Here is a 13256-nt window from a genome sequence, read left to right on the forward strand (position 1 = left end):
CGCGGCCGGCCCGACGGTGTCAGAGGCGCGCGCCGCTGTCGGGATCGAACAGGTGCACGTGCTCCGGCTTCACTCCCAGCGTCAGCGCATCGCCGTCGGCGATGGCGCGCGCGCCGGGCAGGCGGACGGTCAGGTCGTGGCCCTTGCCGGCGACGCGGCCGTGCGCCAGCGTGTCGGCGCCCAGGGGCTCGACCAGCTCGACGGTCATGGACAGCGCCGCCGGATGGGCGGCATCGGCCTCGGCCAGGTGCTCCGGCCGCAGGCCGACGGTGACCGCGCGGCCGGCGAGGGCGGCCAGGTCGGAGCGGCCGGTGGGCAGCAGCGGCCCGTCGTCGAGCTGCGCGCCGTCCGCAGTCACCCGCCCGGGCAGGAAGTTCATCGCCGGCGAGCCGATGAATCCGGCCACGAACAGCGTCGCCGGCCGACTGTAGACCTCCATCGGCGTGCCGATCTGCTCGGCGACGCCGGCGCTCATCACCACCAGCCGGTCGGCCATCGTCATCGCCTCGACCTGGTCATGGGTGACATAGAAGCTGGTGACCGCCAGTTCGCGCTGCAGCCGCTTGATCTCCAGCCGCATCTGCACCCGCAGCTTGGCGTCGAGGTTCGACAGCGGCTCGTCGAACAGGAACACTTTCGGCTCGCGCACGATCGCCCGGCCCATCGCTACCCGCTGGCGCTGGCCGCCGGACAGCTCGCGCGGGCGCCGTTCCAGCAGGGCGTCCAGCTGCAGGATCTTGGCGGTCTGCCGCACCCGCCGGTCGATCTCGTCCTTCGGCGTGCCGCGGTTGCGCAGGCCGTAGGCCATGTTGCGATAGACCGTCATGTGCGGATAGAGCGCGTAGTTCTGGAACACCATGGCGATGTCGCGGTCGGCCGGCTCCAGGTCGTTGACGGCTTGGCCGCCGATCGAGACGGTGCCGGACGTGATCGTCTCCAGGCCGGCGATCATCCGCAGCAGGGTGGACTTGCCGCAGCCAGACGGCCCGACCAGCACGACGAACTCGCCGTCGGCCGCCGCGATCGAAACGCCCTTCACCGCCTCGACATGGCCGGCATAGACCTTGCGCAACTGGGCGAGCTCGACGTCAGCCATGCGTGCTCCCGTTCTGCGTGCGGCGCGGCCGCGGCGCCATGGCGCTGGGCGGAGCCGTCACTTCTCCGTCTCCACCAGGCCTTTGATGAACAGCCGCTGCATCGCCAGGATGATCAGCATCGGCGGCAGCATCGCCAGGATCGCGACCGCGGTGACCAGCGGCCACGGCGTCTCCGCGTCGCCGACGTCGAGCATGCGCTTGATCGAGATCACGATCGGATACATGGACTCGTCGCTGGCGATCAGCAGCGGCCACAGATACTGGTTCCAGCCATAGATGAAGAGGATGACGAACAGGGCGGCGATGTTGGTGCGCGACAGCGGCAGCAGGATGTCCCAGAAGAACTTCAGCGGCCCGGAGCCGTCGATGCGCGCGGCCTCGACCAGCTCGCCCGGGATGGTCATGAAGAACTGGCGGAACAGGAAGGTGGCGGTGGCGCTGGCGATCAGCGGGATCACCAGCCCGCCCCAGCTGTTCAGCATGCCGAGGTCGGAGACGACCGCATAGGTCGGCGCGATGCGCACCTCCACCGGCAGCATCAGGGTGATGAAGATCAGCCAGAAGCAGACCATGCGGCCGGGGAAGCGGAAATAGACGATGGCGAAGGCGGACAGGATCGAGATCGCGATCTTGCCGATGGCGATGCCCAGCGCCATCACCGCGCTGACCAGCAGCATGCGGCCGGCCGGCAGCCCGCCGACGGCCTCGATGCCGTCGCCGAGGACGGCTGCATAGTTCTCGAACAGGTGGCCGCCCGGCAGCACCGGCAGCGGCGCCTGGCTGACCACCTTCACGTCGTGGGTGGAAATGACGAATGTGATGTACAGCGGGAACAGCACGACCAGAACGCCGAGCGCGAGGATCGTGTAGCTGAGGATGTCGCGGCGGCGCGCCTTGGCCTTCAGGCTGCGCGGACGGCGCGCGGCGGCAGTATCGGCGACGCTGGCCATCAGTAGTGGACCCGCCGTTCGATGTAGCGGAACTGGATCGTCGTCAGCGCGATCACGATCACCATCAGCACCACCGACTGCGCGGCGGAGGAACCGAGGTCGTTGGCCTGGAACGCGTCGTACCAGACCTTGTAGACCAGCGTGTTGGTGGCGCCCGGCGAACCCGGGCCGCCGGAGGTGACGGCGTGGATGATGCCGAAGGTGTCGAAGAAGGCATAGACGATGTTGACCACCAGCAGGAAGAAGGTGGTCGGCGACAACAGCGGAAAGATGATGGTCCAGAACCGCTTCATCGGGCCGGCGCAGTCGATCGACGCCGCCTCCAGCAGCGATTTCGGGATCGCCTGCAGCCCGGCCAGGAAGAACAGGAAATTGTAGCTGATCTGCTTCCAGGCCGCGGCCATCACCACCAGCAGCAGGGCCTGATTGCCGTTGACCCGGTAGTTCCAGTCGAGCCCGGCGCCGTTCAGCCCGCTGGCGACGATGCCGTAGACCGGGTGGAACAGGAACACCCAGATCGCGCCGGCGACCGCAGGCGCGACGGCATAGGGCCAGATCAGGAAGGCGCGGATCGCCGCGCCGCCGCGCACCACCCGGTCGGCCATCACCGCCAGCAGCAGCGCCAGGCCCATCGACAGCACCGTGACCGAGACCGCGAAGACGAAGGTGGTGCCGAGCGAATGCAGGTACTGGCTGTCGTCGAAGATGGCGGCGAAGTTGTCGAACCAGACGAAGTCGCGGCGGGTGCCCCAGGCATCCTCGCGCAGCAGCGACTGGTACAGCGCCTGCCCGGCCGGATAGAGGAAGAAGACGAAGGTGACGATCAGCTGCGGCAGGACCAGCAGATAGGGCAAGGTCGCGTGCCGGAACGTCACCTGCTTGTTCATGGCGGAACCCGCAGGCCGGCCGGGACGGGCGCTGGGCCCGCCCCGGCCATGGGCCGTCAGCCGTTGTCGGATTCGAACTGGCGCAGCAGCTCGTTGCCGCGGGTGATCATCGCCTCCAGCGCCTCCTCGGGGGTCTTCTGGTCGGCCCAGATCGCCTCCATCTCCTCGTTGAAGATGTCGCGGATCTGCACGAAGTTGCCGAAGCGCAGCCCCTTAGAGTTCGGGGTCGGCGGGTTCAGCGTCATCTGGCTGATCGACACGTCGGCGCCGGGGTTGGCGTCGTAGTAGCCCTGGCTCTTGGTCAGCTCGTAGGCCGCGTTGGTGATCGGCAGGTAGCCGGAGAACTGGTGCCAGTCGGCCTGGACCTCTGCCGAGGACAGGTAGCTGAAGAACTTGGCCACGCCCGGATACTGGTCGTCGTCGTTGCCGGCGAGCACCCACAGCGACGCGCCGCCGATGATGCTGTTCTGCGGCGCGCCCTCGATGTCCGGATAGTAGGGCAGCATCGACGTGCCGAACTCGAAGCCCTCCACCGAGCTCAGCAGGCCGGCCCGGCCGGCCGAGGAATTGAAGAACATCGCGCAATGGCCGCTGGTGAACAGGCCCTGGCTGTCGCCGCGCCGGCCGCCGTACTCGAAGATGCCGCTTTTCGACCAGTCGTGCATGTTGGTCAGGTGGCGCAGCACCTGCGCGTTGTCGATGGTGAACTCGGTGCCCAGGCCCTCGAAGCCGTTCGACAGCGTGCCGATCGGCAGGTTGTGCCAGGCCGAGAAGTTCTCGATCTGCACCCACGACTGCCAGGCGGTGGTGAAGCCGCACTCGGCCAGGCCGGCATCGATGATCTTCTGCGCGTCCTCGGCAAGTTCGGGCCACGTGGTCGGCGGGCCGTCGATGCCGGCCGCCTCGAACACGTTCTTGTTGTAGTACAGCACCGGCGTCGAGCTGTTGAACGGCATCGACAGCATGTTGCCGTCCGGGTCGGTGTAGTAGCCGGTGACCGCGGCCAGGAACCCGCTGGACTCGAACGGTTCGCCCATGTCGGCCATCAGCTGGTAGACGGGATAGACGGCGCCTTTGGCCGCCATCATCGACCCGGTGCCGACCTCGAACACCTGCACGATCTCGGGCTGCTCGCCGGCGCGGAAGGCGGCGATGGCGGCATTCAGGGTCTCGGTGTAGTTGCCCTTGTAGACGGCGACGACTTCATAGTCGCTCTGGCTGGCATTGAATGCCGCCGCGATGGCTTCGACCTTCTCGCCGAGGGCGCCTCCCATCGCGTGCCACCATTCGATCTGGACGGCCGCTTGCGCCTGTGTCGCGCAGAGAGTGAGGAGCGCCCCACTGGCCAGAAGCATGCTTCGCATCGCCGAATCTCCCTTTTTCTGTCCGTATTCCGCCGCCCTCGGCCCGCCGGCCATGGAGTGGTCGGCGGACCCTAGGATCGTCGCTTTACCGCTCTGTGGCGGGTTTATGAACCTTATGTTACAGCGCCAGCGCCTCCGTGTAACCGCACCGTTTCGTTAGATTCCCGGACCGATGGTCGCGTCAGAGCGGTCCGGCGCCCCTGGTCCGCCGCGGCGCCAGCGCCAGCCTGCCCATAACGGTATAGCGGCTGGCGCCGCTGCAAGCCGGAATGTTGTTGGCGACGTGGTTGACCGCCGCGAAGGCGAGGGTCGCGAACTTGATCGCCTCCTTGAATTGGGCCGGAATGCCGAACTCGTCCGTGGTGGTCAGGCGCAGCGCGTCCGGCAGCTCGTTCGCGATGAAGCCCATCAGCGTCTTGTTCCGGGTTCCGCCGCCGCTGGCGGCCACCAGATCGATGCCGCCCAGATCGGGGATGTAGTCGCGCAGCGCGATCGCGATCGACTTGGCGGTGAAGGCGGCGAAGGTGGCCATGATGTCCTCCTTCGCCAGCGCCGCCCACTTGTCGATCATGCCGTCGCAATAGGCTGCGCCGAAGTCGAGCTTCCAGGCACTGCGCGGCGGCGGCCGCTTGAAATAGGGGTGGGACAGCAGGTCCGCCATCATTTCGGCATCGATCTTGCCCGACGCGGCGATCGACCCGTCCGGGTCGTAGGCCCGGTCGAACAGGCGGCGTGCGGTATGGTCGACCATGACGCAGCCGGGGCCGGTGTCGAACGCCATCATCTTGCGGCGGTCGGCGTTGGCGAGCTGGAAGTTGGCGATGCCGCCGATGTTCAGCGTCAGCATCGGGCGCTCGTTGCGGAAGGCGACGTAGTCCAGATACTGCATCAACGGCGCCCCGGTGCCGCCGAAGGCATGGTCGGCCGCGCGGAAGTGCGAGACCACGTCGATGTCGGTGTGGCAGGCGACCACCGAGGACTCGCCGATCTGCAGGCCGCAGGGATAGGGCCCGTCGAGCCAGCGCCCGACCAGATCCTCGCTGGCCGGGTCGACCGCGTGCATGCGCGCATGGTCCGGCGGTTCCTGATAGATGGTCTGGCCGTCGTAGCCGATGACGGTGACGTCCTCGGGCCTGGTCCCGGTCTGGCGCAGCAGCGTGCGGGCCGCCTCGGCATAGCAGGCGCCGGCGATGTAGTTCAGCCGGGTCAGCTCGAATATGCTGAGCTGGTTGACGAACGCCTTCTGCACCAGCGCCTCGACCCGCGCCGGCCATTTGTGCGTATAGCCCTCGATGAAGCGCGGCCGCGTCGGATGGCCGTCGTCGGCGATATCGGTTTCGGCCAGCACGGCATCGATGCCGTCGAACGACGATCCGCTGTTGAGACCCAGGATCAGTGCCATGTCGATTTCTCTCGTTTCCTCCTACCCCGGCCACAAGTAGGTTGGAGCCTGCGCCGGGAGTCAACGATGCAGGTCGACAGGAGCACACATATGAAGGATGCCAGGCACGGCATCGACGGACCGGCGCGATGAATGCGGTCGGCAAGGGCGGGGTCGGCCAACGCGCAGCGGAGCAAAGCGTCGTTGGGGGCGAACCGGCCGGTGCGCTGGCGGTTATCTTCGACTGCGACGGCGTGCTGGTCGACAGCGAGGTGGTGGCGTGCGGCGTCGCCGCCACGGTCCTGCAGCGCCACGGCGTGTCGATCGACGCGGCGACGGTGATGCAGCGTTTCCTGGGCCGTCCGCTGACCTACCTGATCGGTGAGTTGTCGCGGGAGCACGCCGTCGACCTGCAGACCGGGTTCCTGCCGGAAATGCGCGCGGCGGTGCTGGCGGCGATGCAGTCCGGCGTCGCGCCCATTCCGGGCATGGCCGCGCTGTTGCGGCGGCTGGCGCTGCGCAAGTGCGTGGCCTCGAGCAGCGAGATGGCGCGGGTGCGCGCGGCACTGACCTCGTCGGGCCTGATCGAGCATTTCGGCGAGCACATCTACACCGCAGAGCAGGTGGCACGGCCGAAGCCGTTCCCGGACCTGTTCCTGCACGGTGCGGCACGGCTGGGCGTGGCGCCGGAACGCTGCCTCGTGGTCGAGGACAGCAAGGCCGGCGTCTGCGCGGCGCGCGCCGCCGGCATGACGCCGATCGGCTTTGCCGGCGGCTCGCACGCAACCGCCGCGATGCGCGAGGGGCTGGCGGCCGAGGGCGCGATCGCGGTGGTCGACGATGTCGAGGCGCTGGCCGGCCTGATCGCGGACCTGGCCGCAGCCGCCGGCTGAGCGGCGTTGCCGGCGGGGCGGGCCCGAGATTCAGAAGACCACGCGCCGCGCCGAGATCGCCGTGAAGTTGCCCGCCTGGCTTCCCGCCGAGGCCCATGTGCTTGAATCGATCCTGATCTCGTCGCCGCCCCACGGGTCGTAGGCGATGAAATCCCCGGCCGCGTCGGTGCCGACCACGAGCACATAGTGGCCGAGGCCGAGGCGCGGGCTGCTGCCGCGCACGATGACCGGGTTGCCCGCGGCAAGGGCGCTCGATATCTCCGCCGCGTCCAGGTCGAGCGCATATTGCGGTCCCGGCCCGGTGCCGTCGATCGCGGTGACGCCGACCGGGGTCAGTTTGCCGCGCCGATCCGGTAGGCCGTCTCGCCCCTGGCATGCTCGATCATCGCATAGACGGTCGCGAGGCAAGTGTATTTCCAGTGCGGGCCGGCTTCGACCTCGTCCCGGGCTATGGCCCACGCGGTGCTCTCGTAAAGACGCGTATCGTCATAGTCCCGCTGATCGAACATGGCCCCGTGTTGAAACGAGGGCAGGACATGTCGATCCTGGCGTCCGGCGACGTCGTTCGCACCGGACGCGCAGGAGGCGAGCAGGAAACCGATCAGCGGAACGAAGTGAGTTGGCTTTCTGGTCCCAGGACGGACCGGCTTTCCGGTTGTCCCGGCGATCCGGATCGTTCGAGCGTACATGCCGGCTGACATCCGATACTGCAAGACTGACATCCTCAGACTCGGCAATGCTCGCACCGGTGGCGAAGAGCCGCAAGCCGCACGCGCGCCGCGGTGTCCGGTGGCGGCGTGCAGCGGGATGCGGTCAAGCCTTCGGGGCATCGGACGCCTCGCCCTCCCGCAGGCGTTCGCGCAGCAGCCGGCGCACGATCTTGCCGGTGGCGGTCATCGGCAATTCGGGCACGAAGCGCACGACCCGCGGATAGGCATGGGCTGCCAGGCGCGCGCGGACGAAGTCCTGCACCGATCCGGCCAGCCCGGGCTCGTCGGCATATGCGGGCCGCAATACCACGAAGGCGGCCACCACCTCGCCGCGGGTCGGATCGGGGGCGCCGACCACCGCGGCCATCGCCACGGCCGGATGGCGCAGCAGGCAGTCCTCCACCTCCGTCGGACCGATGCGATAACCGGCGGAGTTGATCACGTCGTCGGTGCGGCCGGCGAACGCGATATAGCCGTCGGCATCCATCGTGCCGCTGTCGCCGGTGCGCAGCCAGGCCCCGACGAACTTGGCGGCCGTCTCCTCGGGCCTGTTCCAGTAGCCGGTGAACATCACCGGGTCCGGCCGGCGCACAGCGATCTCGCCGAGCGTGCCGGGCGGCAGCGGATCGCCGGCGTCGTCGATGACGGCGACCGAATGGCCCGGCACCGCGCGGCCGATCGCGCCCGGCCGCTCGACGCCAAGGCCCGCGCTGCTGGCGACCACCAGGTTGCATTCGGTCTGGCCGTAGAACTCGTTGATCGGCACGCCGAGCACCTGCCGGCCCCAGGCGCGTATCTCCTCGCCCAGGGCCTCGCCGCCGCTGCCGACGCTGCGCAGGCCCGGCGCCGGCGCGTCCGGCCGTGCGGCGCGCATCAGCTTCAGCGCGGTCGGCGGCAGGAAGGCGTTGCGGATGCGCTCGCGCGCGATCAGTGCGAACGCCGTCTCCGGGTCGAACTTGCCGGGCGGCTGTGCGACGACGGCCACGCCGTGCCACAGCGCCGGCAGCAGCACGTCGTACAGCCCGCCGATCCAGGCCCAGTCGGCGGGCGTCCAGAACCGGTCGCCGGCGGAGGGAAACGGCCAATGCGGGTATTCCACGCCCGGCAGGTGGCCCGGCAGCACGCGGTGGGGCAGCACCGCCCCTTTCGGGGCGCCGGTTGTGCCGGAGGTATAGATCAGGGTGGCCGGGTCCTCGGCCGCGGTGTCGCACGGCGTGAAGCGGTCGCCGGCCCGCGCCATGGCGGCGGCCAGGTCTTCCGCGCCGTCCGTGCCGCCGTCGACGCTGTAGACCGTCCGCAGTGCCCGCAGGTCGGCGCGGATCGGCGCCACCCGCTCGGCACCGTCGCGGTCGGTGATCAGCACGCGCGCGCCGCTGTCGGCCAGCCGGTAGGACAGGGCGTCGGGCCCGAACAGCCGGAACAGGGGCAGGGCGACCAGCGCGGCCTTGGCCAGCGCCACATGCGCCACCGCGGTCGTCGGACGCTGGCCGAGCAGGATCGCCACCCGGTCGCCGGCCACGAGGCCCTCGCCATGTACCAGCAGGTTGGCCAGCCGCGACGAACGGCTGTCGAGCGCGCCGAAGGTCATGGTCCGCTCCGGCGCAACCGGCACCACGACGGCCGGCGCGTCGGCGGCGTGGACGCAGAGTCGCGTGGCCCAGTTCAGCCGTTGCGGCACCGTCCAGGCGAATCGGCGGCGCAAGTCTCGGTCATTGTCGGCATCCGGCAACATCGCCGGCCAGCCAAGCACCGGACGCCGCCGCACGGCAAGGGCCGGGCGTCACCGCATCGTGAAGCTGGTTGGTTTGCACGCGCGTTCGGGCCGTGCAAAGTGGCACGGTGATCCGCTTGCCGACATCGCTGCTCCTGATCGTCGCCGTCCTTTCCGGCGGCACCGCCTCGGCGGGCGGACCGGACATGTGGCGGTCGGAGTGGCCGGTGACCGACTTCACCCGCTACAGCGTCGACCTGCACGAAATCATGTCGGGCGGGCCGCCGCGCGACGGCATTCCGGCGGTGGACGACCCGCGCTTTGCCGCGGTTGACGACCCGGCGGTCGACCTGGCCGCGCAGGAGCCGGTGATCGCGTGCCAGCACGGGGGCGAGGCGCGGGCCTATCCCCTGCGCATCCTCATGTTCCACGAGATCGTCAACGACGTCATCGGCGGCCTGGCGGTCGCGGTCACCTACTGCCCGCTATGCAACGCCTCGATCGTGTTCGATCGCGAGGTTGGCGGGCAGGTGCTCGATTTCGGCACCACCGGCAAGCTGCGCAACTCGGACCTGGTCATGTACGACCGGCAGACCGAAAGCTGGTGGCAGCAGTTCACAGGCGAGGCGATCGTCGGCGCCATGACCGGCGCGGAGTTGCGCATGATACCCTCGCAGCTGATGCCGTTCGGGCTGTTCGCGCGGCATTACCCCGACGGCATGGTGCTGCTGCCGCCGAACGCGGACCGCAGCTACGGCAGCAATCCCTATGCCGGCTACGACACCTCGGCCTGGCCGTTCCTCTATCGCGGCGACTACGACGGTGCGCTGGCGCCGTTGGATTATGTGCTGGCGATCGGCGACCAGGCCTGGTCGCTGGCGCTGCTGCAGCGCGAGCGCCGGGTCGAGGCCGGGGGCCTGGTCATCGTGTGGCAGCCGGGCATGAACTCGGCCCTGGACGAGCGCTGGATCCCCAACGGCCAGGACATCGGCCACGTCACCGTGACCGACGGCGACGGGTCGCCGGTGGTGCACGACCTGACCTTCGCCTTCGCCTTCAGCGCCTTCAATCCCGACGGCACCATCCATCATTGAGCCGGGCCCGGCGGCGGCAACCGGCCGGCGCAAAAAAGAAAAGGCGGCCCGAAGGCCGCCCTTTTTCCCGCCAGGGGCAGTGCGCAGCGTTCAGCCGCGCACCATCCGGCCACGGGCGATCGCCTCGATGTCCGACGGGGCGATGCCCAGGTCGTCCAGCGTGCGGCGGTCCAGGTTGCGCAGCTCGCTCAGCGTGCGGCGATACTCGGCGCGGTTGTGCATCCAGGTGCGGACGCGGGCCACGAAGCCGTTGCCGGCGGGCGCGACGGCGCCGATGCTGTTAAAGGTGACGTCAGCCATTGATTTCTCCATTGCTGCAGGTGCGAAAGGCGGTTGAGTGTCAGGAACACCGCATACCTAGGCGCAGTTCGTTGACAAATCATCACCTTCATCGTTGCGGATGTTGCGTTGCAGCAATGCAATTTGTGCATAGGCGAAAGCGTGTCGGATCGGTGGCAATGGCATGACTTGTGCGCGCGGCCCGCGCCGCTGCGCGAGCCGCTCGCGCCGCGATCGGGCCGGTCAGAGGCGAACGATCTGCTTGCCGCCGTTCTCGCCGGCCAGCACCCGCATCAGCGCGGCGGGCGCTTTCTCCAGGCCGTCGACGATGTCCTCCTGGTAGCGCATGCGGCCGTCGCGGACCCAGGGAGCGAGGGTCTCCACCACCTCGTCGAGCCGGTCGAGGTGATCGAGCACCAGGAAACCCTCCATGCGCGCCCGCTTGACCAGCAGGATGCGGTTGTAGCGCGGGCCGCTCGGCGGCGGGTCGGAGGGGATGCCGATGGTGCCGCAGACCACGATGCGCGCCCGCTCGGCGAGGTGTGACATCGCGGCGTCGGCAACCGTGCCGCCGACATTGTCGAAGAACACGTCGATGCCGTCGGGGCAGGCGCGGCCGATGGCGCCGGCAAGGTCCGGCTCGGCCCGGTAGTTGATGGCTGCGTCGAAGCCGAACAGGTCGCGGCACTGGGCCGCCTTCGCGTCGGAGCCGGTCAGTCCGACGGTGCGGCAGCCCAGGATCCGGGCCGCCTGGCCGACCACGCTGCCGACGGCGCCGGCGGCGGTGGAGACCAGCACGGTATTGCCGGCCTGCGGCTGGCCGACCAGCATGAGGCCCAGATAGCCGGTGGCGCCATTGAGCCCGAGCACGCCGAGGGCAGTGGTCAGCGGCGCTGCCTCCGGGTCGACCCGCCGGTCGACCTCGCCGCCGTCGCATAGGCAATAATCTTGCCAGCCGAAGCGCCCGAACAGATACTCGCCCGGCCGGAACCGCGGATCGCGGGAAGCCGCAACCTGGCCGACGGCGAAGCTGCGCATCACCGCGCCGAGCGCCACCGGCTTGGCGTAGTTGGCCGCCGCGGCGATCCAGCCGCGCATGGCCGGGTCGATCGACAGGAACAGGTTGCGCACCAGGAACTGGCCGTCGCCGGGCTCCGGCGTCGGCGCGGCCGCCAGTTGCCACAAATCGGCGCGGATGGCGCCGGACGGCCGGTCGCGCAGCAGCATCTGTCGGTTGGTGGGGGCGACGGACGTCATCGGCGGGCCTCGCGTGCAGGGCGCTCAACGCGGCCTGCATGCCGCGATCGCGCGATCGGGCGCGATCAGAGGGGCCCTTCGGCACCCCGCTTCCGCGTCCGCCGGACCATACTACAGCCTCGGTGCGGAAGGGGAGCCATGCCGCCGCGCCGCTCGCGGCCGGACGGCGGCCTCGGTCAAGCCGGCGCCGATGCCGTATCGGCACCGACGCCGGCCCGACGGAAATCTGGCGGCTAGCCGCTCGAGCTCTGCTCGGTCTGCTCGCCTCCGCCGCCGCTGCTGTCGTCGTCGCAGGCCGCGACGCCGAGCGAGAGGAACAAGGCCGCGAGCACGCTGAGGAGCCAGCCGCGCATCCGCATCACTTCTGACATTTTTCCGACTTTCCTTCCCGTGCACGTCATCGTGCGTTTTGCGGCGCTCAAGGTGGCATTCGGGGCCGGAATCGACCCGTCAGGCCGAGCGCGAGAGTCGCCGCACCGATTCATTACAGCGCTCTTGATCGCCGGACAATTGGCTCGTTGGTAACGTGAATTTCCGTCGCAGGGATCGACCATGGCGTGCGCGGCGATGCATGTGGTGCCGGCGATCAGGCGGCGGCAACCGCGGCCCGCGCGACCTCCAGCGTCGCTGCCAGGCTTGCCAGGCCGTCCGGCCCGGACACCAGCGGGGCTTCCCGGCCGTGGGCCACCGCGATGAAGTGCTGCAGCTGGCGGCGCAGCGGCTCGCCGGGCCCCGGCGCCGCGCCGGGCGCATCGTCGGCGGACAGGGGAAGCGACCAGTCGCCCGGTCCGGCGCCGTCGTGCCGCCACAGGCGCAGGCGCGGGAACTCCAGCGCAGCGGCGGTGCCGAAGAAACGATAGCAGGGCTCGCCGGCCTCCGGCACTGAGGGGTTCTCGCCGGTGGCCGACTCCCAGTTCCACGGCGACGGCGCGGCGTCCGACATCAGCACCGTCGCCAGGGCGCCGCCGACAAAGCGCAGCGCCACGGCCGCGGTGTCGACGACGGCGTGGCCGCGCGCAGCGGAGGCGCCGAGCGCACGGACGTCGACGATGTCCCCGCACAGGTGGCGCAGCATGTCGATGTCGTGGATCAGGTTGATCAGGATCGGGCCGCCGCCGGCCTGCAGGCGCCATGCGTCGGCGAAATAGGCGTCGTGCTTGCGCAGCGCCCAGTGGGCGGAGATCGCGACGAGGCGGCCGAGCGTACCGCCGTCGAGGAGCGCGCGTGCCCGCGCCACGAACGGGTGGTAGCGGCGATGGTGGCCGACCAGCAGGCCGACCTTCGCGGCCTGCGCCGCAGCGATCAGCCGTTGGGCCGATGCCAGGTCGTGGGCGATCGGCTTCTCGACCAGCAGGTGCAGGCCGGCCTGCGCCGCGGCGACCCCGACGGTCTCATGGGCCTGGTTGGGGGTGGCGACGATCAGGGCGTCGGCGCCCCGGGCGGCGCACAGCGCGCCGACGCTGGCGTGGTGCGGCACCCCGAGCGCGGCGGCAAGTGCGCTGCCGCGGACATCGGGATCGACGATCGCGGCCAGCCGCGCCGCCGGCTCCGCCGCGATCAGCCGCGCATGCCGGGCGCCGATCAGCCCGGCGCCGGCGACCGCGATGCGAAGGGGCGGGGCCAGGTGGCCGCC

General features: G+C 69.7%; 14 protein-coding genes. 2 read left to right on the forward strand and 12 right to left on the reverse strand.

Annotation, left to right across the window (positions count from 1 at the left end; translation table 11 throughout):
• Nucleotides 1-19: 19 nt before the first annotated feature.
• The 5 genes from R3F55_07295 to R3F55_07315 form a co-directional block, all read right to left on the reverse strand.
• A complete protein-coding gene (locus R3F55_07295) occupies nt 20-1096 on the reverse strand; it encodes a sn-glycerol-3-phosphate import ATP-binding protein UgpC (GenBank protein ID MEZ5667224.1) in 1077 nt (358 codons plus the stop codon).
• Nucleotides 1097-1153: 57 nt separating this feature from the next.
• Nucleotides 1154-2047 carry a sn-glycerol-3-phosphate ABC transporter permease UgpE gene (gene ugpE, locus R3F55_07300; GenBank protein ID MEZ5667225.1) on the reverse strand — a complete coding sequence of 298 codons (894 nt, stop codon included), beginning with the start codon at nt 2045-2047 and terminating at the stop codon, nt 1154-1156.
• The gene (gene ugpA, locus R3F55_07305; GenBank protein ID MEZ5667226.1) at nt 2047-2934 is read right to left on the reverse strand and encodes a sn-glycerol-3-phosphate ABC transporter permease UgpA; all 888 of its coding nucleotides are present in this window, start codon (nt 2932-2934) and stop codon (nt 2047-2049) included. The genes ugpE and ugpA overlap by 1 nt, the downstream gene beginning before the upstream one ends.
• Nucleotides 2935-2990: 56 nt before the next feature.
• Nucleotides 2991-4289 (reverse strand): sn-glycerol-3-phosphate ABC transporter substrate-binding protein UgpB, encoded by a 1299-nt coding sequence (gene ugpB / locus R3F55_07310; protein ID MEZ5667227.1) that lies wholly within the window; start codon nt 4287-4289, stop codon nt 2991-2993.
• Nucleotides 4290-4479: 190 nt separating this feature from the next.
• The gene (locus R3F55_07315; GenBank protein ID MEZ5667228.1) at nt 4480-5700 is read right to left on the reverse strand and encodes an anhydro-N-acetylmuramic acid kinase; all 1221 of its coding nucleotides are present in this window, start codon (nt 5698-5700) and stop codon (nt 4480-4482) included.
• Nucleotides 5701-5828: 128 nt separating this feature from the next.
• Between R3F55_07315 and R3F55_07320 the strand changes: the two genes are divergently transcribed.
• Nucleotides 5829-6572, forward strand: coding sequence for an HAD-IA family hydrolase (locus R3F55_07320; protein MEZ5667229.1), 744 nt, complete (start codon nt 5829-5831; stop codon nt 6570-6572).
• 30 nt (nt 6573-6602) lie between these two features.
• On the opposite strand, the gene R3F55_07325 is transcribed toward R3F55_07320, so the two are convergent.
• The 3 genes from R3F55_07325 to R3F55_07335 form a co-directional block, all read right to left on the reverse strand.
• Nucleotides 6603-6980, reverse strand: a complete 378-nt coding sequence (locus R3F55_07325) for a papain-like cysteine protease family protein (protein MEZ5667230.1) — start codon at nt 6978-6980, stop codon at nt 6603-6605.
• Complete coding sequence (locus R3F55_07330; GenBank protein MEZ5667231.1) at nt 6905-7285, reverse strand: hypothetical protein; 381 nt, start codon at nt 7283-7285, stop codon at nt 6905-6907. The genes R3F55_07325 and R3F55_07330 overlap by 76 nt, the downstream gene beginning before the upstream one ends.
• Nucleotides 7286-7385: 100 nt before the next feature.
• Complete coding sequence (locus R3F55_07335; GenBank protein MEZ5667232.1) at nt 7386-8984, reverse strand: AMP-binding protein; 1599 nt, start codon at nt 8982-8984, stop codon at nt 7386-7388.
• A gap of 137 nt (nt 8985-9121) precedes the next feature.
• On the opposite strand from R3F55_07335, the gene R3F55_07340 reads away from it, so the two are divergent.
• Nucleotides 9122-10087, forward strand: a complete 966-nt coding sequence (locus R3F55_07340; protein ID MEZ5667233.1) for a DUF3179 domain-containing protein — start codon at nt 9122-9124, stop codon at nt 10085-10087.
• A gap of 90 nt (nt 10088-10177) precedes the next feature.
• On the opposite strand, the gene R3F55_07345 is transcribed toward R3F55_07340, so the two are convergent.
• The 4 genes from R3F55_07345 to R3F55_07360 form a co-directional block, all read right to left on the reverse strand.
• Entirely contained in the window at nt 10178-10387 is a 210-nt protein-coding gene (locus tag R3F55_07345; GenBank protein ID MEZ5667234.1) for a DUF1127 domain-containing protein, read from the reverse strand.
• Nucleotides 10388-10609: 222 nt separating this feature from the next.
• Nucleotides 10610-11623, reverse strand: a complete 1014-nt coding sequence (locus R3F55_07350; GenBank protein MEZ5667235.1) for an NADP-dependent oxidoreductase — start codon at nt 11621-11623, stop codon at nt 10610-10612.
• A gap of 233 nt (nt 11624-11856) precedes the next feature.
• Nucleotides 11857-11994 carry a hypothetical protein gene (locus R3F55_07355; protein ID MEZ5667236.1) on the reverse strand — a complete coding sequence of 46 codons (138 nt, stop codon included), beginning with the start codon at nt 11992-11994 and terminating at the stop codon, nt 11857-11859.
• A 215-nt stretch (nt 11995-12209) separates the two neighbouring features.
• Nucleotides 12210-13247, reverse strand: coding sequence for a Gfo/Idh/MocA family oxidoreductase (locus R3F55_07360; protein ID MEZ5667237.1), 1038 nt, complete (start codon nt 13245-13247; stop codon nt 12210-12212).
• Between the last annotated feature and the right edge of the window lie 9 nt (nt 13248-13256).

The sequence above is a fragment of the Alphaproteobacteria bacterium genome (genome assembly GCA_041396705.1).
Lineage (GTDB): Bacteria > Pseudomonadota > Alphaproteobacteria > CALKHQ01 > CALKHQ01 > CALKHQ01.

Excerpts from the sequence above, each read along its gene's own strand:
- R3F55_07320 (MEZ5667229.1), top strand. The coding sequence starts at position 5,829 with ATGAATGCGGTCGGCAAGGGCGGGGTCGGCCAACGCGCAGCGGAGCAA.
- R3F55_07355 (MEZ5667236.1), bottom strand. The coding sequence starts at position 11,994 with ATGTCAGAAGTGATGCGGATGCGCGGCTGGCTCCTCAGCGTGCTCGCG.
- R3F55_07345 (MEZ5667234.1), bottom strand. The coding sequence starts at position 10,387 with ATGGCTGACGTCACCTTTAACAGCATCGGCGCCGTCGCGCCCGCCGGC.
- ugpB (MEZ5667227.1), bottom strand. The coding sequence starts at position 4,289 with ATGCTTCTGGCCAGTGGGGCGCTCCTCACTCTCTGCGCGACACAGGCG.
- R3F55_07315 (MEZ5667228.1), bottom strand. The coding sequence starts at position 5,700 with ATGGCACTGATCCTGGGTCTCAACAGCGGATCGTCGTTCGACGGCATC.
- R3F55_07295 (MEZ5667224.1), bottom strand. The coding sequence starts at position 1,096 with ATGGCTGACGTCGAGCTCGCCCAGTTGCGCAAGGTCTATGCCGGCCAT.
- ugpE (MEZ5667225.1), bottom strand. The coding sequence starts at position 2,047 with ATGGCCAGCGTCGCCGATACTGCCGCCGCGCGCCGTCCGCGCAGCCTG.
- ugpA (MEZ5667226.1), bottom strand. The coding sequence starts at position 2,934 with ATGAACAAGCAGGTGACGTTCCGGCACGCGACCTTGCCCTATCTGCTG.
- R3F55_07350 (MEZ5667235.1), bottom strand. The coding sequence starts at position 11,623 with ATGACGTCCGTCGCCCCCACCAACCGACAGATGCTGCTGCGCGACCGG.